Origin of the sequence: Streptomyces sp. NPDC016469 (genome assembly GCF_040632905.1) — a bacterium.
GTDB lineage: Bacteria > Actinomycetota > Actinomycetes > Streptomycetales > Streptomycetaceae > Streptomyces.
Map to the genome: position 1 here is coordinate 1 of NZ_JBEYCQ010000059.1, position 17,452 is coordinate 17,452.

Consider the following 17,452-nt stretch of genomic DNA (forward strand, 5'->3'; position numbering starts at 1 on the left):
GGCATCCGACGAACCCGCCAGCCAGCACCGCCCAGCCGTCACCATCGCCCTGAACCACAGATGGCAGTAGCCCCAAAAGCAACGGCATTGTCATGGTTAACAAGGGGGGGAAGTCATGCCGGACCCGAAGGCCGGTAGCCCCACCCCGGAGCCACGAAAACGGTAACGGGGGGGAGACAGAGGCCGCCCGACGTGACGGCGAAGGCGGGCGGCCTAGGGTGCACGGCATGCACAGTCACCCGTCAGTAATTGCGTCACTGGTTTGACGGGTGACGAGCGGGGGTGCATGCTGGCAGTAGTCGCCCGGAGCGACGAACAGGACGTGATCCACGACCGAAGAAGTGGGGCAGAGCCATGAACAAGGAACGCGCCATGGACGCCGACGCGGCAGTGAGGCACATGCGCTTCGGCAAGCTCCCCGAGCGGATCCGCGGCGAGGACATGACGGCGGAGGTGGAAGCTGCGCCGGGTGCCGGGGGAGACACGTACACCCCCGAGAACTCGTGGAAGTTCTACTCGTGCGTCGCCCTCGACCTGGGCCTGTAGCAGCACCGTTCGGCCCCTTCGCCCCGCGCGGCGGCCGCCGCGCGGGCTACGGCCGCCCTGGGCACCCCCGATGAATCACCCGCGCCCCTCGTCGCGCGAGAGCCACCCGCCCCTCGAAGGCCACCATGGAGAAGTTCGTGCCCACGCCCTCCTGCCCGCTCGGCGACTCCCTGCCGAGTCACCGGATCATCGAGAACCTGATCGCCCGGTACGCCGAACTCGTGGACGACGGCGACTTCGCCGGCCTCGGCGCTCTGCTGGCCGACGCCACGTTCCACGGCAGCGGCGAGCCGGTCGGCGGAAGCGCCGCGATCGAGGAGATGTTCCGGAACACCGTGATCGTCCATGCCGACGGCACGCCGCGTACGCAGCACGTCACCACCAACATCCGCGTCGAGGTGGACGAACAGGCGGGCGCGGCGGTCGCGCGCTCGTACGTCACCGTCCTCCAGTCGCTCGCCGACCTGCCGCTGCAGCCCGTCGCCGCGGGCCGGTATTGCGACCGCTTCGCCCGCCGCGAAGGGCAGTGGCGTTTCGTGGAGCGGAGGGTTCAGATCCGCATGGTGGGCGATGTGAGCCGTCATCTGCACCAGGCCGCCACCGGGCGGTAGCGCGGAGAGCCAGGCGGGGGGCGGGGGCGCAGGGCACCGTCATAAGCCACCGGCACAGCGCGTCGCGCGAACTGCGCGCGGCCGCCCACCCCGAGTCCGCCCGGGCGGCGCCGGAGAGCCGAAGCCCCACCCCGCGCGATCCGGGGCCGGGGCCGGCGCCCGTCAGCTCGCGGCGTCCGCCGCCGCGGTCTTCTTGCGGGCCCGGTAGGCGGCGGCCTTGTACTTGTTGCCGCAGGACTCCATGCCGCACCACTGCCGTCGCATGCCCCGGGACCGGTCGATGTAGACGCGCGTGCACTCGGGGTTGCCGCACTCCTTCAGCAAGGGCACGTCCGGGCCGCTGAGCAGCTCGACTGTTCGCTGGGCGACGGTGGCCAGGGCCTGGGCGGGCGTCGCCTCGGTGTGCCGGCCCGCCGGGGTGAGCTGGGGCGTCACGGGAGGCCTGCGCGCGGCGGCGTTGAGCACGGCGAGTGCCTCGCGGTCGAACTCCTCGCCGAGGCGGCGGTCGGTGATCAGCCGGTAGGCGGCCTCGCGCACGGTGACCGCCGCCCGGACGTCGTTCTCGGTGCCGGGGACGACCGCGTCCACGAGCCCGGACTCCAGGTACCAGGCGTTGAGCCGGTCCGGAGACACGAACATCTCGAAGCGCGTCGACCGCCGGGCCCGGAGGGTGGCCGCGAAGTCGAGCGCCGGGTTCCCGCAGACGAAGACATGGTCAAGGTTCACGTCACCATTCTGACAGGTGACCGTATCGAGGTGCAAGAACGCGCCATCGTTCGAGCCGACCAGTGACCGGAACGCCGGAGCGCCGGACCCGCATTCCTTTCGTCACCTGTCTAACCGGTGATACATTCTCGATCGGTCTCCGCCGCACGGTGAGCCCATGGCTCCCGCCGTCGCCGGTTGTGCTTCCCCCTGCCGCACACGTGTGTCGACACGCGGCCCCCGTACGCCCCTACTGCCTGGACGGGCACTCATGAATCGACGACTTCTGGCCGCGATCGCGGCCGGCGTGCCCCTGGCCACGGCGGTCTGCCTGCCGACCGCCTCCGCCGAGGACCGGACGGGCCGGACGCCCGCATCCCCCACGGCGTTCCACTGCGCCCAGGCGCCGGTCGAGGCGCCGGCCGGCACCGAGGTGGAGTCCGTGACGGCGGTCCGCGATGCGGGCGGAACCATCAAGGGCACCGGCCTCCTCGGCGGCGAGGCCAAGGACGTCCCCGCCTTCTGCAAGGTGACCGTCGCCCTCACCCACCCGGGCGAGGGCGACCACGTGACGATCTCCAACTGGCTGCCGGAGAAGGGCTGGAACGGCCGCTTCCAGGCACTCGGCGGCAGCGCCTACCTCGCCGGGGACAACGGCGTCGGCATGGGCAACGCCGTCAGGAGCGGCTACGCGGCCACCACCACGGACGCCGGCGTCGGCGACGTCCTCGACGTGAGCTGGGCGCTGAAGAGCGACGGCACGGTCAACACCACGTCGCTGAAGAACTTCTCCCACCGCTCCCAGCACGAGGCCGCCGTGGCCGGCAAACAGGTCGTCGCCTCGGTCTACGGCGAGCGCGCCGCGTACTCCTACTTCACCGGCTGCTCCACCGGCGGCCGCCAGGGTTACGCGGAGGCGCAGCGCCACCCCGACGACTACGACGGCATCCTCGCCGACGCGCCCGCGGTCAACTGGGACGAATTCGAGGTCGCCACGCTGTGGCCGCAGGTCGTCATGAACAACGAGAAGACCTACCCCACCGGCTGTGAGCTGGACGCCTTCACCAACGCCGCCGTCAAGGCGTGCGACAAGCCCGACGGTGCCGAGGACGGCCTGGTCAACGACCCGTCCCGATGCGACTTCGACCCGCGCCGCCTGATCGGAACCAAGGTCGTGTGCGACGGCAGGGAACTGACCATCACCGCCGCCGACGCGTCCGTCGTCCGAAAGATCTGGGACGGCCCGCGCACCACCACCGGCAAGAAGCTGTGGTCCGGCGTCCCGGTCACGGCCGACCTCAAGGGCCTGGCGGGCACCACGACCACCCCGGACGGCACCGTCGTGGGCGCCCCCTTCGGGGTCCCGGAGTCCTGGGTCGCCAATTGGCTGAAGAAGGACCCGCTCTACGACGTATCCGAGATCACCTACAGCGAGTTCACCCAGCTGTTCAAGCAGTCCCGGGCCGAGTACGACGAGGTCATCGGCACGGACGACCCGGACCTGTCCGGCTTCCGCAGGTCCGGCGGCAAGCTGCTGACCTGGCACGGCCAGGACGACCAGTTCATCCCGGCCCGGGGCACGGTCGAGTACCACGAGCGGGTCGAGCGGGAACTGGGCGGCTCCAAGGCGGTCGACACCTTCTACCGCGTCTTCCTCGCCCCGGGCACCAGCCACTGCGGTCTCGACGGCCAGGACGGTTCGGCCGACGGCCTGGCCGCGCTGACCGCCTGGGTCGAGCACGGCAAGGCCCCCGAGACGCTGCCCGCCACCCTGATCGCCGCCGACGGCACACCGGTCGAGCGCAACCTGTGCCACTACCCCGAGGTGCCCCGCTCCACGGGCCACGCCGCCGGCTTCCGGTGCGCCGCCCCGTCCCGGCACTGACCGAGCGGCCCAGGCAGGGGGGTACGGCGAGGAGCAAGGGTTCTCCGCCCCGGCCCCATCGGATCTGACCCACTCCGCCGCCCACTTCGCGAAGGACGAGGCCCCGTGACCCGCAACTGAGTATCGAAGCATACGAACCACCTCGGCCAGTAAGCCAGTTGACCGCCGTGTCCGGCGCGTACCGCACCCGCGTCGGCCGGCCGGCCGCCGGCCCATGACGGAGTTGCCGGGTGCACGGAACGGCGCGATGCTGGTGGCACAGGCCATTTCGAGAATTCCGCAACGCGCGATCGAAGGCCCGGTCGGCCGCAGGGAATACGCACCGCGCCGACGGCGGACCGCACCCGTCGCGGATCTCGTCCGATGGCACCGACACCCAAGAACCGGTGGGTCATCACCGACACCCAAAAAGGGGTGTGCGTCATGATCGACGCCCGAACCCATGTCGTCGCCCTGTCGCAGCAGCTCGACACCCTCGCGGCCACCCCCGTCGACCCGGCGCTCGACGCGGCCCGTAACCAGCTCGTCGACGACTGCGCCGACCACCCCGCACACGTGCGACTCGGCGCCCTGCTCGACCACGTCCTCGCCCACGCCGCATCCGACGGCACCGAGGCCGAGCTGCTCGAGGAAGCGGCGAAGATGTGGACGGACGGCCTCGCCCTCTACGCCGAGATCGGCAGAATCCGCGGCGAGATCGAGACGGCCCTGTCCGACCCTTCGAGCCCCGAAGCCGCGTCGAGGTTCTGCGAGGCCACCCTGAGCCTGCGCCACGCCACGAGCGACGCGAAGGGAACGTTCCTCCGGATGGACAGCCTCGGCAAACGCCTGCGGACCATGGCCCACATCCCGCGCCACCCGCGCCAGCAGAACGAACCCGTGTCCCAGTGGGGATGGGGAGACGTCTTCCTCGCCCGCAGGACCGACGCGCTCGTACGTACCGCGTTCGCCGAAGCCCGTACGGGAGAGACCCGCGCCCTGGCCTTCGGCATCCTGTCCGGCTACGCGGCGAACGCCACCGGCTCCGTCTACCTCACCCAGGTCGTCGGCGGACCACGCCGCTCTCACCGGCTCCGGGACCGCATAGCCCGTAACGCCGTCGGATCGTGGTGCGGCGAACGGTACCCGGACGTACGGAGCTGCCGGGCGATCGCGGACTCCCTGCGCTTCGACAACGCGCCGGAGGCGACTTTGCCCGGCGAGACAGCCGACTTCCTCACGAGGTCGCTGGGGGAGACGTACGACCTGTCGAAGCTGAGCCCGGTGCCCAATCCCGCCCTGGGCTACGGGCGCCTGATCAGGCAGCTGGAACTCCTCGACACCTTCGTCCAGCCGCCCGCGCCGGCCCTGCCGCCCGCCTCGTTCGTCACGAAGTTCTTCGCCGACCCCGCGCACCCGCCGCAGCCGGCCATCACACCCGAGACGGCCACACCCCCGTACGCCCACGGCCCCGGGGTGAAACCGACCACCTACCACGGGTACGGCGGCGGCCAGGTCGGGCCCCCGACGGCGACGGACAGCACCGCCGACAGCGAGAGCGCCTGCGGCAGCTTCTGCCTGGCCGTGCTGGCGTTCCTCTGCTTTGCCGTACTGCTCGGGGGCCCGTGCTGGGGGGAGTGGAGCGAGGAGAAGAGCTGCACGTTCTGGGACAAGCACGTGGCGGAGAACTGGCGGAACGCGTTCTCCACCGACCTCAGCCAGGCCGAGAAGGACGCACTGGCCTCGCAGAGCCAACCCCTCACCGGCAGCGGTTTCGCGGAGGCCGCCAGAGTCCCCCAACTCGACGAGCTGGTCTCCCAGTTGTTCGACCTCCACGTACGGCTGTGGGAAGCCCTGGGCAAGGCGGGCGCCTTCCTGTCCGGCTGCGGCCTCATCTACCCGGAGGGGCGGCTGGGCTTCCCGCTCTACCACCAGTTCCTCGCCGTACCGGGCGACACCATGCAGCCGCACCGCCCCGAAACGGACGACGTCCGCACGTTCTACCGCTATCCGCGGACCGAGATGGAGAACCCGGTCGACTACACGAAGACCGTTCCCGTGGGCGCCGACCCGGGCATCGTCCTCACGGCCACCGGCCCCGACTGCGTACGCAGGTGGGAGGACGTTGCCCGGGGCACACCCGGCGACACGAACCTCGACCTCGACGCGGACCGGGGCACGGCCCACCCGTGCTGGTCCACCCGCGGCCCGATCGACGACGACCCGGTGGGCGTCGACATCCTCGCCTACCAGGACCTGTGAGGACCCAGCCATGGACACCGATCGAGGCCGGAAGCAACAACCGCACGAGGGGGGCAACGACCGGCCCTACCTCTACATCCACAGCTACCCGCCGCCCGACCTGCCCGACGTGGGCGAGGACGACGGCGAGCGCCCCGTACCCAACGGCGTCTGCTGGTACCTCTGCTCGGGAATCCAGCCGCTGACGGCGTTCCAGCCCGGACAGGACCTGACCGCTCAGGTGGCCATCGGCAACTGGCAGGGCGGAAACAGCCCCTCGATGGCGTACGTCGGCCTCTGGTGGTCCAAGCCGGTGAGCGGGCCCGTCATCCCCGACCCGTCGAAGTTCATGGGGTTCTCGCCGGTCGAGGTGCCCCCGCACGGCGGCCGGGCCGAGACCACCCCCCTCACCGCCCGGATCCCGGCGAGCTCGGGCAACCACATCTGCCTCCTGGCCAAGGTCTGGCACCCGCTGGACAACGTCGCCGCCGGAGGCCTCGCGGACCCCGTCAACGACAGGCACTGGGCCCAGCACAACCTGGCCGTCCTGCCGGCCGCCCCCACCGCGCCGGAACCCTTCGCGTTCCTCGCGACGAACCCGGCGGACGACGACGCCACGTACCAGATCGGCGTCCGCCCGATGCCCCGGGAGCTGTGGGGCAACATCCCCAACGACGAGCGCCTGCGCCCGGTCGAGGCATCGGCCTGGCTGTCCCTGAAGGACACCACCACCGGGGAAGAGGCCCAGGGGCAGAACGAGCTGACCCACACGCTCACGCTGAGCCCGATGGAGCAGCGCGACATGGAACTGCTGCTCGTCGTCACCGACGAGGTGGGCAGCGACGCCTTCGCACCCTTCCAGATCGCCCAGTACCGCGACGAGCGGCCGGTCGGCGGCATAGCCGTGATCGTACGAGGCGGCTGAGCGCATAGAACTCCGTTCAGGATCACCGGAGTCGGCCCTCAGAGATCGCCGATCGCGCCACGCCGCGACGGGGTCGGTGCACGAGGCCGAGGATCTGGTGCAGGAGACGCTCCGGCGCGCCTGGAAGGCCCGCGACCCTACGACCCGGCACGCGCGTCGGTGCGGACCTGGCTGTAGCTCGCCCGTGACGCCGGCGTCGTGGTCACCCTCCCCGACGCGGTCACCCGCTCCGCCGTGACGAGCTCGGCCTGACCACGCTGCCGCTGCCCTTCGACCTGCCGCCCGTACCGCTCTACCTGCTCGGGCACCAGCGGTACGACAACGACCCCGCCCACACCTGGCTGCTCAACCTGGCGACCCGGACCTCCAGGACCTGTTCACCACCCCGGACACCTCGGACCAGTAGCGTTCCGCCAGGGCATCAGCTCCCCGCACCGCGCGCGATCCGGTACAGCACGTTCGGGCGCAGAGGCCCTTCGGGCGCGGCGGGGTCGTCGAAATCGTCGGCCGGGTCGCGGGTCATGCCGATCCGGCGCATCACCGCTTGGGAACGGAGGTTGGCAGCAGTCGTCACCGCAAGGATCTCGGGGAGCCCGAGCGCTTCGAAACCGAAGGCCAGGCCGGCCAGGGCCGCCTGGGTGGCGTAACCCCGCCCCCAGGCCGGGCGAGCGAGCCTCCAACCGATCTCGACCCCCGTGAACGGCATGCCGTCATCCACTCGGTCCAGGCCCGCGAAGCCGATGAACCCGCCCGTGGCCCGCACCTGGACTGCCCACCACCCGTAGCCCCGCTGGTCGAACTCGGCCTGGAACCGCGCCACGGAGGCATCGCTCTGTTCCCGGGTGAGCAAGTCGCCCAAGTGCTCCCGCACCTCGGGATCGGCATTCATCGCCGCCCACGGTTCGAGGTCGGAGTCCTGCCATCGACGGAGCACGAGGCGCTCGGTGCGCAGTCCAGCCATGCTGCCCAGCCAACGCGAGCGCTGCCCCCCGGGGCAATCCGATTTCTACGGGCCGCTGGAAGCCGGGCGAAGTCCTCCGCCCTTGCACCGGGAGGCGGGACCGGCCCCTGCGGCTCAGCCGGCCCGGTAGCGCGCGTAGATCAGCCCGCTGCCGAACGCGCGCTCCTCGACCAGGTCGAGATCGAGGTGCACGCCGTCGGGGAAGAACCGCTTGCCGCCGCCGACCACGCTCGTGGTGATGAACAGGTGGTATTCGTCGCCCAGCCCGGCCTCGATCGCCTGGGCCGCGAGGTTGGGGCCGTCGACGGTGATGTCGTGATCGGCCGCGGCTTGGAGGTACCCCTCGCGCTCGTAGAACTGCTTGGCGGCCTCGTAGTTCATCGCCCACTTGTCGGCCTGCGTACGGCGCTTGGGCTTCTCGTCCTCGGTCGCGGGCTCGATCCCGAGAACCTGCTCGCACATCCACTGCTGCACGGCCGTGAGCTCGTCCCAGCCGAACCGCACCGACTGCACCCACCGCCCCAGATCCTCCCCCTGGCGCACGACGTCGCCCGCCTCGGTGGGCAGCGCCTCGTTCGCGTCCAGGTGCATCCTCACCAGGTGGAAGCAGCGCTGCCACGTCACCGGCCAGCTCGGGCACCAGGACGCGTCGATCTCCTCCAATTGCTCGCGCCGCTCGTCCGACAGCGCCCCGACCGACGACTCCACCGGCAGCCCCTCGGCACGCCGCTGCTCGATCTCCTGAGCCTTGCGGGCGGCGGCCCGCGCGTTCTTCAGGAAGACGCCCACCCGGTACCCCCTGGAAGGTGGCGTCCAGCGGGGCCAGGACGTGCCCGTGTTTGGCGGCCCATCCGCGCGCGGCGGACAGGCCCTCCTCCCACGCGACGTCGAAGTGTGACCAGATCATGCCGAGCTTCTCCAGCTGCGCGACGTGGTCCTCGTCCATGCCGCCGCGGGCGTAGAACCGGCGCGCGTCGGCGGTCCACTGCCCCAGCGGGAAGTTGGCGAGCGAGGCCGGCCACCCCGTGCCTTCCGCCTCCTGGTCATCGACGGCGGGCACCCGGAACGTGGACGGGACGCGGAGGTCGCCGTGCTCGCGGGCGTAGATGACGGCGGCCTCCACGCCGCGTCGCCAGTGCTCGTGTTCGGGGTTGAGGCCTGGGACCCGCAGGTTGGTGAACGCGGCGAGGGCGGCCGGCCCGTCCACCCGAATTGATCCACCCGTCTCGCCGCCATCCCCCTCCCCAGTCGCGCCGCTCGCTCTTGTCCTGTGGCATCGAATTTTGAGCGTGTGACATCGAAGTTTGAGTGACCAGGTCGCCCGACCCGGCGCCGGCTTCGGAGGGGTGTCAGTGGTGGGCGGCAGACTGCGCGTATGGATGTTTCTCACGACACTGATCGCTGTGACCGTGCTGGGTTGGTGTGGGTGCGGTCGATGGGCGGCCCCTTGATCGTTGTTCCGGAGTCCTCGGTGAACGCCTGGGGTGGATGCACCGAGGACGGGTCTGTTCTTGGTGATGGGGATGTCCGTGATGACTACGATCGTGCCTGCGAGGTGGAGGACTTGGCCGGTGTGATCGCCGTGGGCGATGGCGCCGCAACCGCGCTCGTCCTGGCCGATGAACCCGCAAAGACATGCTTCCTGCCAGAGGAACGGCTCTTCGTCCGGTGGTTGGCTGCGGACTCCGAGGCCGAGCTGTTCATGGCGGTCGAGGCGGTTCTGGCCGATCCGGACACCGCTTGGGAGGACAGCGGACTGTGGGTCAACGATGGCCCGGCGGTGTTGATGGATTCGGCCGAAGCGGGCGCCGATCTGGGGGTGGAGTATCCCGGCGGGGGTCAGCCGGATCAGGCTCCAGTGCAACTTCCGGCAGGCCAATGGAGGGTGCGGGCGGTCCATAAGGGCGGCGAGTTTCCATGGGTCGGCTTGGTGCAGCTCGTCGCCGAGGGCGGTCACTCCTGACGCTCGGTTCCCCTTTGCCTCAAACTTCGGCGGCGATTGGTCGAAGTTCGACGCGCAGGAGAGCCCGCACCGTAATGGGGTCGTGTCCACTGGCCACGTTGCGCCCTCGGCGTCACGAGGTGGGAGCTGCGCTTGCTCGTCGAGGCGGGGGGCGGGTTTTTTGCGCACGCGCTGGGAAGCACTCCGTGGCGGGCGTACCGCCGGTTCTTGGAGCCGGGTGGCCGGCCGGTCTTCGTGTGGAGGTTCCTGAACCAGCGTTGGGCGCAGGCAGGGGTGTGCTTGCTCGGTTCCGTCGGCCGTTCCCACGGGCGGCGGAGGGAAGCGGCAGGTTGGGGTTTTGGTCAAGTCCTGGTAACGCCCGGTGGGGGGTTTGTTGGTGTATTAAGGGACTGCTGGCCTGGTGTGTTGTGGGTTCGCTGAGAAGCCAAGCGGGCGGTTAGACCCTGATGGTCCCGGTGTGTGAGCTGGGGATATCTGTGGTGTGTGGAGTGAGACCAGGTTTATTGCGGGTTTCGGCAGCGTGTAATGGCTCGGTCGGTGTTTTGCTGGTCAAGGCTGTTTTGCCTGCCTGTCAGGTGTGCCTATCGGCCTCAGTGGGGGTGGTGGTGGGTTTCGGCGAGGTGGTCGAGGCGTACCGCTTCGAGAGGAAATAGGGGTGACGGTGCGCCGCGAGGCCCCGCGGCTGGGCGATGTCCGTGATCGTTGTCGCGTCGAACCCGCGATCCGCGAACGCGGGCGTCTCCCGCACCGTCGTGGCCACCTGGCTGCCGCCGAGCACCAGCTGATGGAGCAGCGCCTCCATCCCGTCATCAGCTGCGGTAAAAACCCCTGAGGCGTCTGACGTTGGCTCTCTACTCTCGTCTCATGACGCGGAATGAGGACAGCGGAACCGTCAGCCGAGCCTTCGAAGACTGGAAGTGGAGCGACCGGGAGAACCGTGCCTTCCTCCGGCTGTCGGCCGGGTGGTCGGGAAGGGCCTATCAGGAGGCCTGGGACGAGGCCGAGAAGGTCATGAACGAACGCTTCGACCCATACCTGCATTACGGGGACGAACACGTCGACCTCTTCGACGACACGGTCGACGGACTCTGGCCTCACGCATACGACTGGATCACAGAAGCCTCAGTCATCAAGAACGCTGTCACCGCCTTCGAGGTGTACCTGGAGAAGGCGCTCCAGGAAGCCCTCGGTTCTTCACTCACTCTTGCCGGCAAGGTGCACCACATCAAGCTCGCCGCCCCGCCGAGATACGAGTCTCCGTCGTGGAGGACGCTGGTTACGGGGCATCAGGTCCTCGGCAGCAAAGTCGATACTGACGAGGTGATGTGGGCCCGAGATCTGCGGCATCTGCTGACCCACCAGAACGGGGCGCTGCCCAGCGATACTGCGGTGGCGCGGTTCCGGGACCCCGACGCCGAACGCGACCAAGACGAGCTCAGCCGGGCGCACATCGGGTGCAAGGTCCCCCTAGGAGTGCCACGAGTGCTGAAGACTCTGGACTCACTCGCAGCGGTAGCTCGAACAGCTGACGCGCCGGCATGGGCTCTAGGTTGGTCGTCGGGAGGCCGCAGTCGCTGGCAGGCAGTGCTCGAGGCCCTTCATGAGCAGAAGTGCATCATCATCGAACCTGTGTGAACGCAATCTGCCTGGTGCAACCGGACTGCCCGTCCCAGCGGTCATCAGCTGACTGACCTTCAGCGCTCCGCGCGTGAGGTACCCCTGCCACACGACAACACCTAGGCACTGTTTCTCGGATCTCCTGACGTGGGTGGGGTGTTGGGGTCAGGCTGGCTGCATGGGCCGTGGGGATCTGACGAATGCGGAGTGGGATCGGCTGGAGTCGTTCTTGCCCCGTGGTGGTGCGCGTGGTGGTCGGTGGAGTGACCACCGACGGGTGATCAACGGGGTTCTCTACCTGGTGCGAACGGGCGTGCAGTGGCGGGATCTGCCCGAGCGGTTTGGGCCGTGGGAGACGGTCTATAAACGACATCGCCGCTGGTCAGCTGATGGAACCTGGCAAATGCTGCTGTCCCGCATCCAGCCAGCTGAGGACGCGGCGGGCGGAATCGACTGGGACGTGTCGGTGGACTCGACAGCGGTACAGCACGCCGCCGGTGCGAGGAAGGATCCTCCGGCCGCCCTTCCTCAAAAGGGGGCCGAGCAGGGGACGAACCAGGTCGATCCGGTACTGCGGAAACTGGTGGTCCGGCTGGAGGAGGTGGTCAGATCGGCGAGTGTCTGGGACGTTCCCGCGGAGGATTCACCACCAAGACCCACCTGGCCGCCGATGGGCGATGCCGGCCCCTCGCCTTCGTCCTGACACCCGGACACTACGGTGACGGACCCCAGCTCGAGCGGGTCCTGGAGCAGGTGTCGGTGCCCCGCACCGGAGTCGGCCGGCCTCGCACCCGGCCCGACCGTGTCCTGGCGGACAAGGCGTACACCTCCCGCAGAAACCGCCGCTACCTGAGACGACGAGGCATCCCGCACACGATTCCTGAACGTCTCGACCAACAGAGACACCGAAAGGACCGAGGTGCCCGAGGCGGTCGACCGACCGGTTTCGACAGCGAGTGCTACAAGAAGCGCAACACTGTCGAACGCACCATCAACCGCCTCAAGGGCTTCCGCGCTGTCGCCACCCGCTACGAGAAACGCGCCTACATCTACCTCGGTACCGTCACGCTCGCAGCACTCGTCATCTGGCTCAGAACATGATCCGAGAAACAGTGCCTTCGGACGCTGGGGACAGGTCTTCGGTGACGGAACCGTGGCCGCGGCCATGATCGACCGCCTCGTCCAGCACGCCGAGGTCCACTCCCTCAAAGGCGATTCCTATCGCATGCGCGGACGCCAACTCGGACGTGGAGCGGGCAAGCCCGTGGGGTCAATCGGGTGGATGGGCTTTGTCGACGTCACACGACAGCGGTTGTCGACGCCTGACCGTGCTCAGCGAAGTCAGCCCACGTCCCATCCCATCCATCCGGTCGGGAAAGGGCACTGAGGACATCCGAGCCCGCTTTCACACGGACCGTCGGCCGGCCGGCCAGTTCCCGGTACGGGCGAACCGCTCAATGTCGGCCTCGTACGGGGCGGGGTCGAGTCCCTGGGACCGCACCCACTCCGCGTTGAGATGAGTCTTCCGGTACGGACCAGCGGAGTCGCCGATCATGGTGACGATGCTGCCCTGCGTCCCCGCTTCGCGCATCCGCGCTACGAGATGGCACGTTCCCCAGAAGTTGGTGCCGGTCGCCGGTCCGGCGTCGAGCGCGGCAGCCGTGCGAAGCCACCGCAGGGCCGCAATGGACGCCGCATCCGCTACCGGGATCATCAGATCAATCACTTCTGGCAGGAAGCCGGGCTCCGTGCGTGGGCGGCCGATGCCAGGTATCCGCGAGGGCATTCCCGTGGTGTAGTCGTCACACCCGCTTGCCCACGCGGGGAAATAGGCGGAGTTCTCGGGGTCCACCACGGCCAACCGGGTCGGATGACCGTGCCGCCGCAGGTGGCGTCCGATCGCTGCCGAGGTTGCTCCTGTTCCGGCACCGGTCACGATCCACTGCGGAATCGGGTGTGGTTCACCGCGCAACTGATCGAAGATCTCGCCGGCGATCGTTGGCTCACCACACCAGGCCACCGCTCGCTCCGCGTCGCTGAAGTGGTCCAGGAAGTGGCCACCCAACTGCTCGGCCAACGCCCTCGCCTCCTGCTGCAACGCCGCCGGTGGCTGCTCGCCCACCCGGAACCGTCCGCCCTCTCCTTCGATCCTGGCCAGGGCGTTTGCGGAGGTCCTCACCGGCACGACGGCGGTGAACTCCAGGCCCAGCAGCCTGGCGAAGTGAGCGCAGGCGACAGCGACCGCTCCGCTGCCGGCCGCAACGACAGGCGTATTGGCCCTGATGGTCCCTCTGCTGACTGCCTCACGGAACATGGCCCTCACCAGGCGGTGCTTCATGCTGCCGGTGGGGTGCGCGGACTCGTCCTTGAGGTAGATCACGATGTCCCGGATCGCGGGCAGCGAAAGCGCGCGCAGAGGCGTCGGCGTCAGGCCCAGACCATCCTCCAGTATCCGCTGGATGGCATCGGCAGCCCACGAGCCGGGGTGTTGAGTGGCCATGACACGAACCCTACTTGGAGGCGCTGCACAGCGAACCCAGTCGTTCGGCGCGACTACGGGCGCGGGAAACGACTACGCGCTGAGTGACTGGCCGCAGTGACTGGCCGTCAACAAAGTGTTCTGGAGCTGGTGCTGGCCGATCTGGTGAGACAGAAGCGTGCGAGGTCGGCCTCGGACAAGCCCAAGCGACGTGTCACCACCAGCGCGGACAAGTCCGCGCTCTTCGCGGCGATCCGTCGAGACGTCCAAGCGGGAGAGCAGGCGGTTGGGGTGTTGACGTCGCTGCGTCCATCAGTTCGTCCAGCACCCGGCCGTCGATGCGCCGGGCCATCGACTCGCCGAGTGCCTGCTGGACGGGGGCGAGGATCTGCTGTCCCACGAACGCGGCAGCCGCCAGCACGAAGGCCCGGATCAGCGTGTCGAAGGCGGGCGAGCCGGTCCCGCCCTGCACTGCCGCCGGGACCCGGCCCAGCACCAGGGCGCCGGCCACCACGAACAGCACCGGCAGGAGGCCGAGGAGGACGTTGACCACCGCGCTCGCGACGACCGGCGTGGCTCCGGCCCGGGGCAGCAGGCGGGCGATGTCCCGGCGCGCCGCGAGCAGCCGGGCCACCCCGTCCGGCAGGAGCCGCTTCATCCGGCGACCCCGTGCCGTGCGAGATGGTCGGCGCAGGCCGGAAGCCCGCGCTCGGCGATGACTTCGTTGAAGTCGAACGGTGAGACGGTACGCATCTCGGTCAGCAGCCCGGTGATGGGCGTGCCGTACTTCCGCGCCATGTAGCGGTAGTTGGGCGCCGCCGCGTCCTCGTTCTCCTCGAAGTCCTTGTAGTGCGGCAGGTGGATGCCCGTCGCGTCCCGGCACAGCGCGAACCGCAGCCCGTCCCGGTGCAGCCGGTAGGCGAGGTCGAGGTCCTCGCCGCCCCAGGACCGGAAGTTCTCGTCGAAGCCGCCCGCGGCCCGGATCGCCTCGGTCGTGGCCGAGACATGGCCGGACCAGAACACCACCCACGGGGCGGGGAGACCGTCGAAGTCGTCCGTGTACTTCCCGTAGAAGTGCTCCCGTATGTCGAACCGGGTGCCCGTCCGTGCGAAGCGGGCGATGGTCGCGTCCGGATCGTCCGTGTCGATCTCCCGTTCCAGGGCCTCCGCGTCGGCGTTGTCGACCGTGAAACCGTAGAGATAACCGACGAGCGCGACCGGCCCGGAAGCCTCCCGGTGGGCCGTCAGATGGGCGGCCAGCGCTCCACTGTGCAGCATCACACCCGAGTCGATCATGACGGTGACGGCGCCGCGAATGCCTCGGCCTCGCGGACCAGGTGATGAAAGGACAGCGTGCGGCGGAACCCTTCCTCTGCGGACGCCTTCACCAGGGCGGTCTGGAGCGCGGCGAGCCGGGCCCCGCGGATCTCATCTGAACGGCCCTCCACGCTCAGGAGCTGCGCGGCCTGGAGCCGGGTGTCGGTGATGTCGACGCAGACGACCTGGTACGGGGCACAGATGCCTCGGTCCACGGCCTCGGAGAGGGTCAGGGTGTACGCCCTGCTGCCGAAGGGGCCCTCGGGGTCATCGTCCATGCTCGCGACCAGCTCGGCCGGCGCTCGGCGGCCGGCGTTCTCGTCCAGCTGCCACAGACGCGGCGTAGCCGTCATGTAGAGCCGGCGTAGAGCGGGGATGCGGGTGTTGTCGTGGACGACGGCCCACGGCTTCCCGATCCGGCCCGAAACGCGGTGGGCCTCGTCTACTGTGATCAGCGACCAGCCGGGTAGGCCCGCGGCGTGTGCGCGTTCCAGTGTGCCCAGCCCGAGCGAGGCGTACGTGGCGAATACGGTGACTTTGTCGAACGGCCGCACCCACTCGACCAGCTCCTGCACGTCCGTGGTGTTTGGAAACGAAGCGTCCTCGCCCCGCAGGGACGAGACCCCGATCATCGGGCCCGTACGGCCGGCCTCCCGCCAGGCGGCCTCGGTCTGGGTGAGCAGGTCGAGAGAGGGGACGAGCACGAGCACGCGTCCGGCTCGGAGCTTTTCCGCGCTACGGGCCGCGACCCGCGTCTTCCCGGACCCGGTCGCCATGATCACCTGTGTCCGCAGCCCCCTCTCCGGCACGACCGACCGCGCAGGCAGTTCGAGCGCACGAACAACCGCCTCGACAGCCTCCTGCTGCGCTGCCTCACGCGGGTTAGTGCGGCCTGTGCTCGGCATCTTGCCTGCCTTCTCCTGATCACGTGGTGCCCTGCTCGATCCGGTCGGCGGGATCAGTCACCTGCCCTGGGAGGAGGCGATACCGGAGGATGAACCGACACGGCCGGCTGTCCACTCTGCTCGGGCACCCGTGGAGCCGTTGCAGCGGCTCCGCTCATTCCCCCCGACCGATCAGCGCTGGGAGGTTCTGAGTCCATAGCTTATCTCTATCCACAAATGAAGCATACGGGGCGCGCCGGAGTCAGCGCTCAGCCAACTCGCACGGTAGCTGCGGATGAACGGCCGGGGGAGGAGGGGTGCTCGGGGCGGCCGGGGGAACGTGCCCTTTGATGAGAGAGGCGGCTATGAGACAGCGTTCTGATTCCTATAGCCCACCTGAGTGGACCAGGCCAGGCCGGCGAAGGGCTCAGTGGATCTACTGGCCGATGCTGGGCATCAGTGCGGGATTACTTGCATGGAGGGTGAGTGACGGCGCCGGCACCGGGCAGGTCGTGGTGGCGGGGGCACATGTCCTTGCATGGGTTTGCCTTCTGATAGCCAACCGGCCCGCACGCCATCGGCAATCCGCACGCGCCCCGGAGTCATCCTTCTCACCGAGCACCGGACCGGGCCATGAGGCGCTGGAGGCGCTGGAGGCGCAGCCGGAAGGGCCCACGGCGAGGAGCTGAAGCGGGCGGGACCGGGTCGGATCGAAGAGGACGGCCAGGAAGCGGCAGCCCGTTACGGCATGGGAAGCAGTGCTCGTGTCCTGCTCTCCTCCTCGGAAAGGAGTGCGCTCTCTGTCTGTGCCTGTTCGGATTGCGGTTGGAGGGCTGGGGGGTGGGAGCTGGTTCGGGTCCGGTCGAAGAGCCGTACGGATTCGAGGTTGGTGCAGTAAGTACGGCTGGCAAGTGGCCGAGTGCCGCGACGGTGATGCCGTGGTGCTGGTGGGGTGCTCACCGGGCAAGACCCGACCCGGGGATACAGGACCGGATCGTGGTCACAGCCCGTCATATACACCCCGGCACCGGCGCCCCCACCCCTGTAGCCAGCCAGGCCCGCGGCAGCGGGCCTCTTCCGACCCTGGAGGCGAAGCCGGAAGGGCCAGGGGTGAAGCGAAGCGGAACCCCTAACGGGCAGACACGAAGTGGCAGCCCGTCAGGGCCTCGCGAAGCGAGGCCCACTCACTGCGTTCACGCAGCGAAGCGGAGAGAACGCCCGCGCTCCGCGCGGACCGGGGAGCGAAGCGAGCCGGCCCCACAGCCCCTGGAGCGAAGCGGAAGGGGCGCGCCAAGCGAAGCGCGGCGCTTCGCTTGCTCATCGCGCAGCGATGAGGTAC

16 protein-coding genes and 3 pseudogenes are annotated in these 17,452 nt (G+C 69.1%); 9 read left to right on the top strand and 10 right to left on the bottom strand.

Annotated features, from left to right (window positions below; translation table 11 throughout):
* Positions 1-354 precede the first annotated feature (354 nt).
* Both ABZ565_RS34495 and ABZ565_RS34500 read left to right on the top strand, forming a co-directional pair.
* On the top strand, positions 355-546 hold the full coding sequence (locus tag ABZ565_RS34495; RefSeq protein WP_361036060.1) for a hypothetical protein: 192 nt from the start codon (positions 355-357) through the stop codon (positions 544-546).
* A gap of 137 nt (positions 547-683) precedes the next feature.
* Positions 684-1,157 carry a nuclear transport factor 2 family protein gene (locus ABZ565_RS34500; protein ID WP_361036063.1) on the top strand — a complete coding sequence of 158 codons (474 nt, stop codon included), beginning with the start codon at positions 684-686 and terminating at the stop codon, positions 1,155-1,157.
* Positions 1,158-1,319: 162 nt separating this feature from the next.
* Here the strand turns inward: ABZ565_RS34500 and ABZ565_RS34505 are convergent, their stop codons facing one another.
* Positions 1,320-1,883, bottom strand: a complete 564-nt coding sequence (locus tag ABZ565_RS34505) for a CGNR zinc finger domain-containing protein (RefSeq protein ID WP_361036066.1) — start codon at positions 1,881-1,883, stop codon at positions 1,320-1,322.
* Positions 1,884-2,133: 250 nt separating this feature from the next.
* Between ABZ565_RS34505 and ABZ565_RS34510 the strand changes: the two genes are divergently transcribed.
* The 3 genes from ABZ565_RS34510 to ABZ565_RS34520 all read left to right on the top strand — a co-directional run bounded on the left by ABZ565_RS34510 (position 2,134) and on the right by ABZ565_RS34520 (position 6,892).
* Positions 2,134-3,747 (top strand): tannase/feruloyl esterase family alpha/beta hydrolase, encoded by a 1,614-nt coding sequence (locus ABZ565_RS34510; protein WP_361036069.1) that lies wholly within the window; start codon positions 2,134-2,136, stop codon positions 3,745-3,747.
* A 423-nt stretch (positions 3,748-4,170) separates the two neighbouring features.
* Positions 4,171-5,988 carry a hypothetical protein gene (locus tag ABZ565_RS34515; protein ID WP_361036072.1) on the top strand — a complete coding sequence of 606 codons (1,818 nt, stop codon included), beginning with the start codon at positions 4,171-4,173 and terminating at the stop codon, positions 5,986-5,988.
* 10 nt (positions 5,989-5,998) lie between these two features.
* Positions 5,999-6,892 carry a hypothetical protein gene (locus tag ABZ565_RS34520; RefSeq protein ID WP_361036075.1) on the top strand — a complete coding sequence of 298 codons (894 nt, stop codon included), beginning with the start codon at positions 5,999-6,001 and terminating at the stop codon, positions 6,890-6,892.
* A 137-nt stretch (positions 6,893-7,029) separates the two neighbouring features.
* Here the strand turns inward: ABZ565_RS34520 and ABZ565_RS34525 are convergent, their stop codons facing one another.
* The 4 genes and pseudogenes from ABZ565_RS34525 to ABZ565_RS34540 all read right to left on the bottom strand — a co-directional run.
* Entirely contained in the window at positions 7,030-7,200 is a 171-nt protein-coding gene (locus ABZ565_RS34525; RefSeq protein WP_361036105.1) for a hypothetical protein, read from the bottom strand.
* A gap of 113 nt (positions 7,201-7,313) precedes the next feature.
* Positions 7,314-7,853 (bottom strand): GNAT family N-acetyltransferase, encoded by a 540-nt coding sequence (locus ABZ565_RS34530; protein ID WP_361036078.1) that lies wholly within the window; start codon positions 7,851-7,853, stop codon positions 7,314-7,316.
* Positions 7,854-7,967: 114 nt separating this feature from the next.
* Positions 7,968-8,642, bottom strand: coding sequence for a dihydrofolate reductase family protein (locus tag ABZ565_RS34535; protein WP_361036081.1), 675 nt, complete (start codon positions 8,640-8,642; stop codon positions 7,968-7,970).
* A gap of 175 nt (positions 8,643-8,817) precedes the next feature.
* Positions 8,818-9,243 (bottom strand): annotated as a pseudogene (locus ABZ565_RS34540) (helicase associated domain-containing protein); the annotation flags it as partial.
* Here ABZ565_RS34540 and ABZ565_RS34545 point away from each other — a divergent pair.
* Entirely contained in the window at positions 9,229-9,816 is a 588-nt protein-coding gene (locus tag ABZ565_RS34545) for an Imm21 family immunity protein (RefSeq protein ID WP_361036084.1), read from the top strand. The pseudogene ABZ565_RS34540 and the gene ABZ565_RS34545 sit on opposite strands and share 15 nt — an antisense overlap.
* Before the next feature lie 571 nt (positions 9,817-10,387).
* Here the strand turns inward: ABZ565_RS34545 and ABZ565_RS34550 are convergent.
* Positions 10,388-10,618: a hypothetical protein gene (locus ABZ565_RS34550; RefSeq protein WP_361036087.1), complete on the bottom strand. Its 231-nt coding sequence runs from the start codon at positions 10,616-10,618 to the stop codon at positions 10,388-10,390.
* A 62-nt stretch (positions 10,619-10,680) separates the two neighbouring features.
* On the opposite strand from ABZ565_RS34550, the gene ABZ565_RS34555 reads away from it, so the two are divergent.
* The 3 genes and pseudogenes from ABZ565_RS34555 to ABZ565_RS34565 all read left to right on the top strand — a co-directional run bounded on the left by ABZ565_RS34555 (position 10,681) and on the right by ABZ565_RS34565 (position 12,820).
* On the top strand, positions 10,681-11,451 hold the full coding sequence (locus ABZ565_RS34555) for a hypothetical protein (protein WP_361036090.1): 771 nt from the start codon (positions 10,681-10,683) through the stop codon (positions 11,449-11,451).
* A 160-nt stretch (positions 11,452-11,611) separates the two neighbouring features.
* Positions 11,612-12,534, top strand: a pseudogene (locus ABZ565_RS34560) (IS5 family transposase).
* A 64-nt stretch (positions 12,535-12,598) separates the two neighbouring features.
* On the top strand, positions 12,599-12,820 hold the full coding sequence (locus ABZ565_RS34565) for a hypothetical protein (protein ID WP_361036093.1): 222 nt from the start codon (positions 12,599-12,601) through the stop codon (positions 12,818-12,820).
* A gap of 18 nt (positions 12,821-12,838) precedes the next feature.
* Here ABZ565_RS34565 and ABZ565_RS34570 read toward each other — a convergent pair whose 3' ends face one another.
* From ABZ565_RS34570 to ABZ565_RS34585, 4 genes and pseudogenes are all read right to left on the bottom strand, one after another.
* Positions 12,839-13,933: a pyridoxal-phosphate dependent enzyme gene (locus ABZ565_RS34570; RefSeq protein WP_361036096.1), complete on the bottom strand. Its 1,095-nt coding sequence runs from the start codon at positions 13,931-13,933 to the stop codon at positions 12,839-12,841.
* 193 nt (positions 13,934-14,126) lie between these two features.
* Positions 14,127-14,570: a hypothetical protein gene (locus tag ABZ565_RS34575; protein ID WP_361036099.1), complete on the bottom strand. Its 444-nt coding sequence runs from the start codon at positions 14,568-14,570 to the stop codon at positions 14,127-14,129.
* Positions 14,567-15,208 carry a galactosyltransferase-related protein gene (locus tag ABZ565_RS34580; RefSeq protein ID WP_361036102.1) on the bottom strand — a complete coding sequence of 214 codons (642 nt, stop codon included), beginning with the start codon at positions 15,206-15,208 and terminating at the stop codon, positions 14,567-14,569. Before ABZ565_RS34580 ends, ABZ565_RS34575 begins: the two co-directional genes overlap by 4 nt.
* Before the next feature lie 11 nt (positions 15,209-15,219).
* Positions 15,220-16,134 (bottom strand): annotated as a pseudogene (locus ABZ565_RS34585) (DEAD/DEAH box helicase family protein); the annotation flags it as partial.
* Between the last annotated feature and the right edge of the window lie 1,318 nt (positions 16,135-17,452).

Bases quoted from the DNA above. Each gene is read 5' to 3' on its own strand.
- ABZ565_RS34495 (WP_361036060.1), top strand. From the start codon at position 355: ATGAACAAGGAACGCGCCATGGACGCCGACGCGGCAGTGAGGCACATG.
- ABZ565_RS34510 (WP_361036069.1), top strand. From the start codon at position 2,134: ATGAATCGACGACTTCTGGCCGCGATCGCGGCCGGCGTGCCCCTGGCC.
- ABZ565_RS34515 (WP_361036072.1), top strand. From the start codon at position 4,171: ATGATCGACGCCCGAACCCATGTCGTCGCCCTGTCGCAGCAGCTCGAC.
- ABZ565_RS34520 (WP_361036075.1), top strand. From the start codon at position 5,999: ATGGACACCGATCGAGGCCGGAAGCAACAACCGCACGAGGGGGGCAAC.
- ABZ565_RS34530 (WP_361036078.1), bottom strand. From the start codon at position 7,853: ATGGCTGGACTGCGCACCGAGCGCCTCGTGCTCCGTCGATGGCAGGAC.
- ABZ565_RS34545 (WP_361036084.1), top strand. From the start codon at position 9,229: ATGGATGTTTCTCACGACACTGATCGCTGTGACCGTGCTGGGTTGGTG.
- ABZ565_RS34550 (WP_361036087.1), bottom strand. From the start codon at position 10,618: ATGGAGGCGCTGCTCCATCAGCTGGTGCTCGGCGGCAGCCAGGTGGCC.
- ABZ565_RS34555 (WP_361036090.1), top strand. From the start codon at position 10,681: ATGACGCGGAATGAGGACAGCGGAACCGTCAGCCGAGCCTTCGAAGAC.
- ABZ565_RS34565 (WP_361036093.1), top strand. From the start codon at position 12,599: ATGATCGACCGCCTCGTCCAGCACGCCGAGGTCCACTCCCTCAAAGGC.
- ABZ565_RS34570 (WP_361036096.1), bottom strand. From the start codon at position 13,933: ATGGCCACTCAACACCCCGGCTCGTGGGCTGCCGATGCCATCCAGCGG.
- ABZ565_RS34575 (WP_361036099.1), bottom strand. From the start codon at position 14,570: ATGAAGCGGCTCCTGCCGGACGGGGTGGCCCGGCTGCTCGCGGCGCGC.
- ABZ565_RS34580 (WP_361036102.1), bottom strand. From the start codon at position 15,208: ATGATCGACTCGGGTGTGATGCTGCACAGTGGAGCGCTGGCCGCCCAT.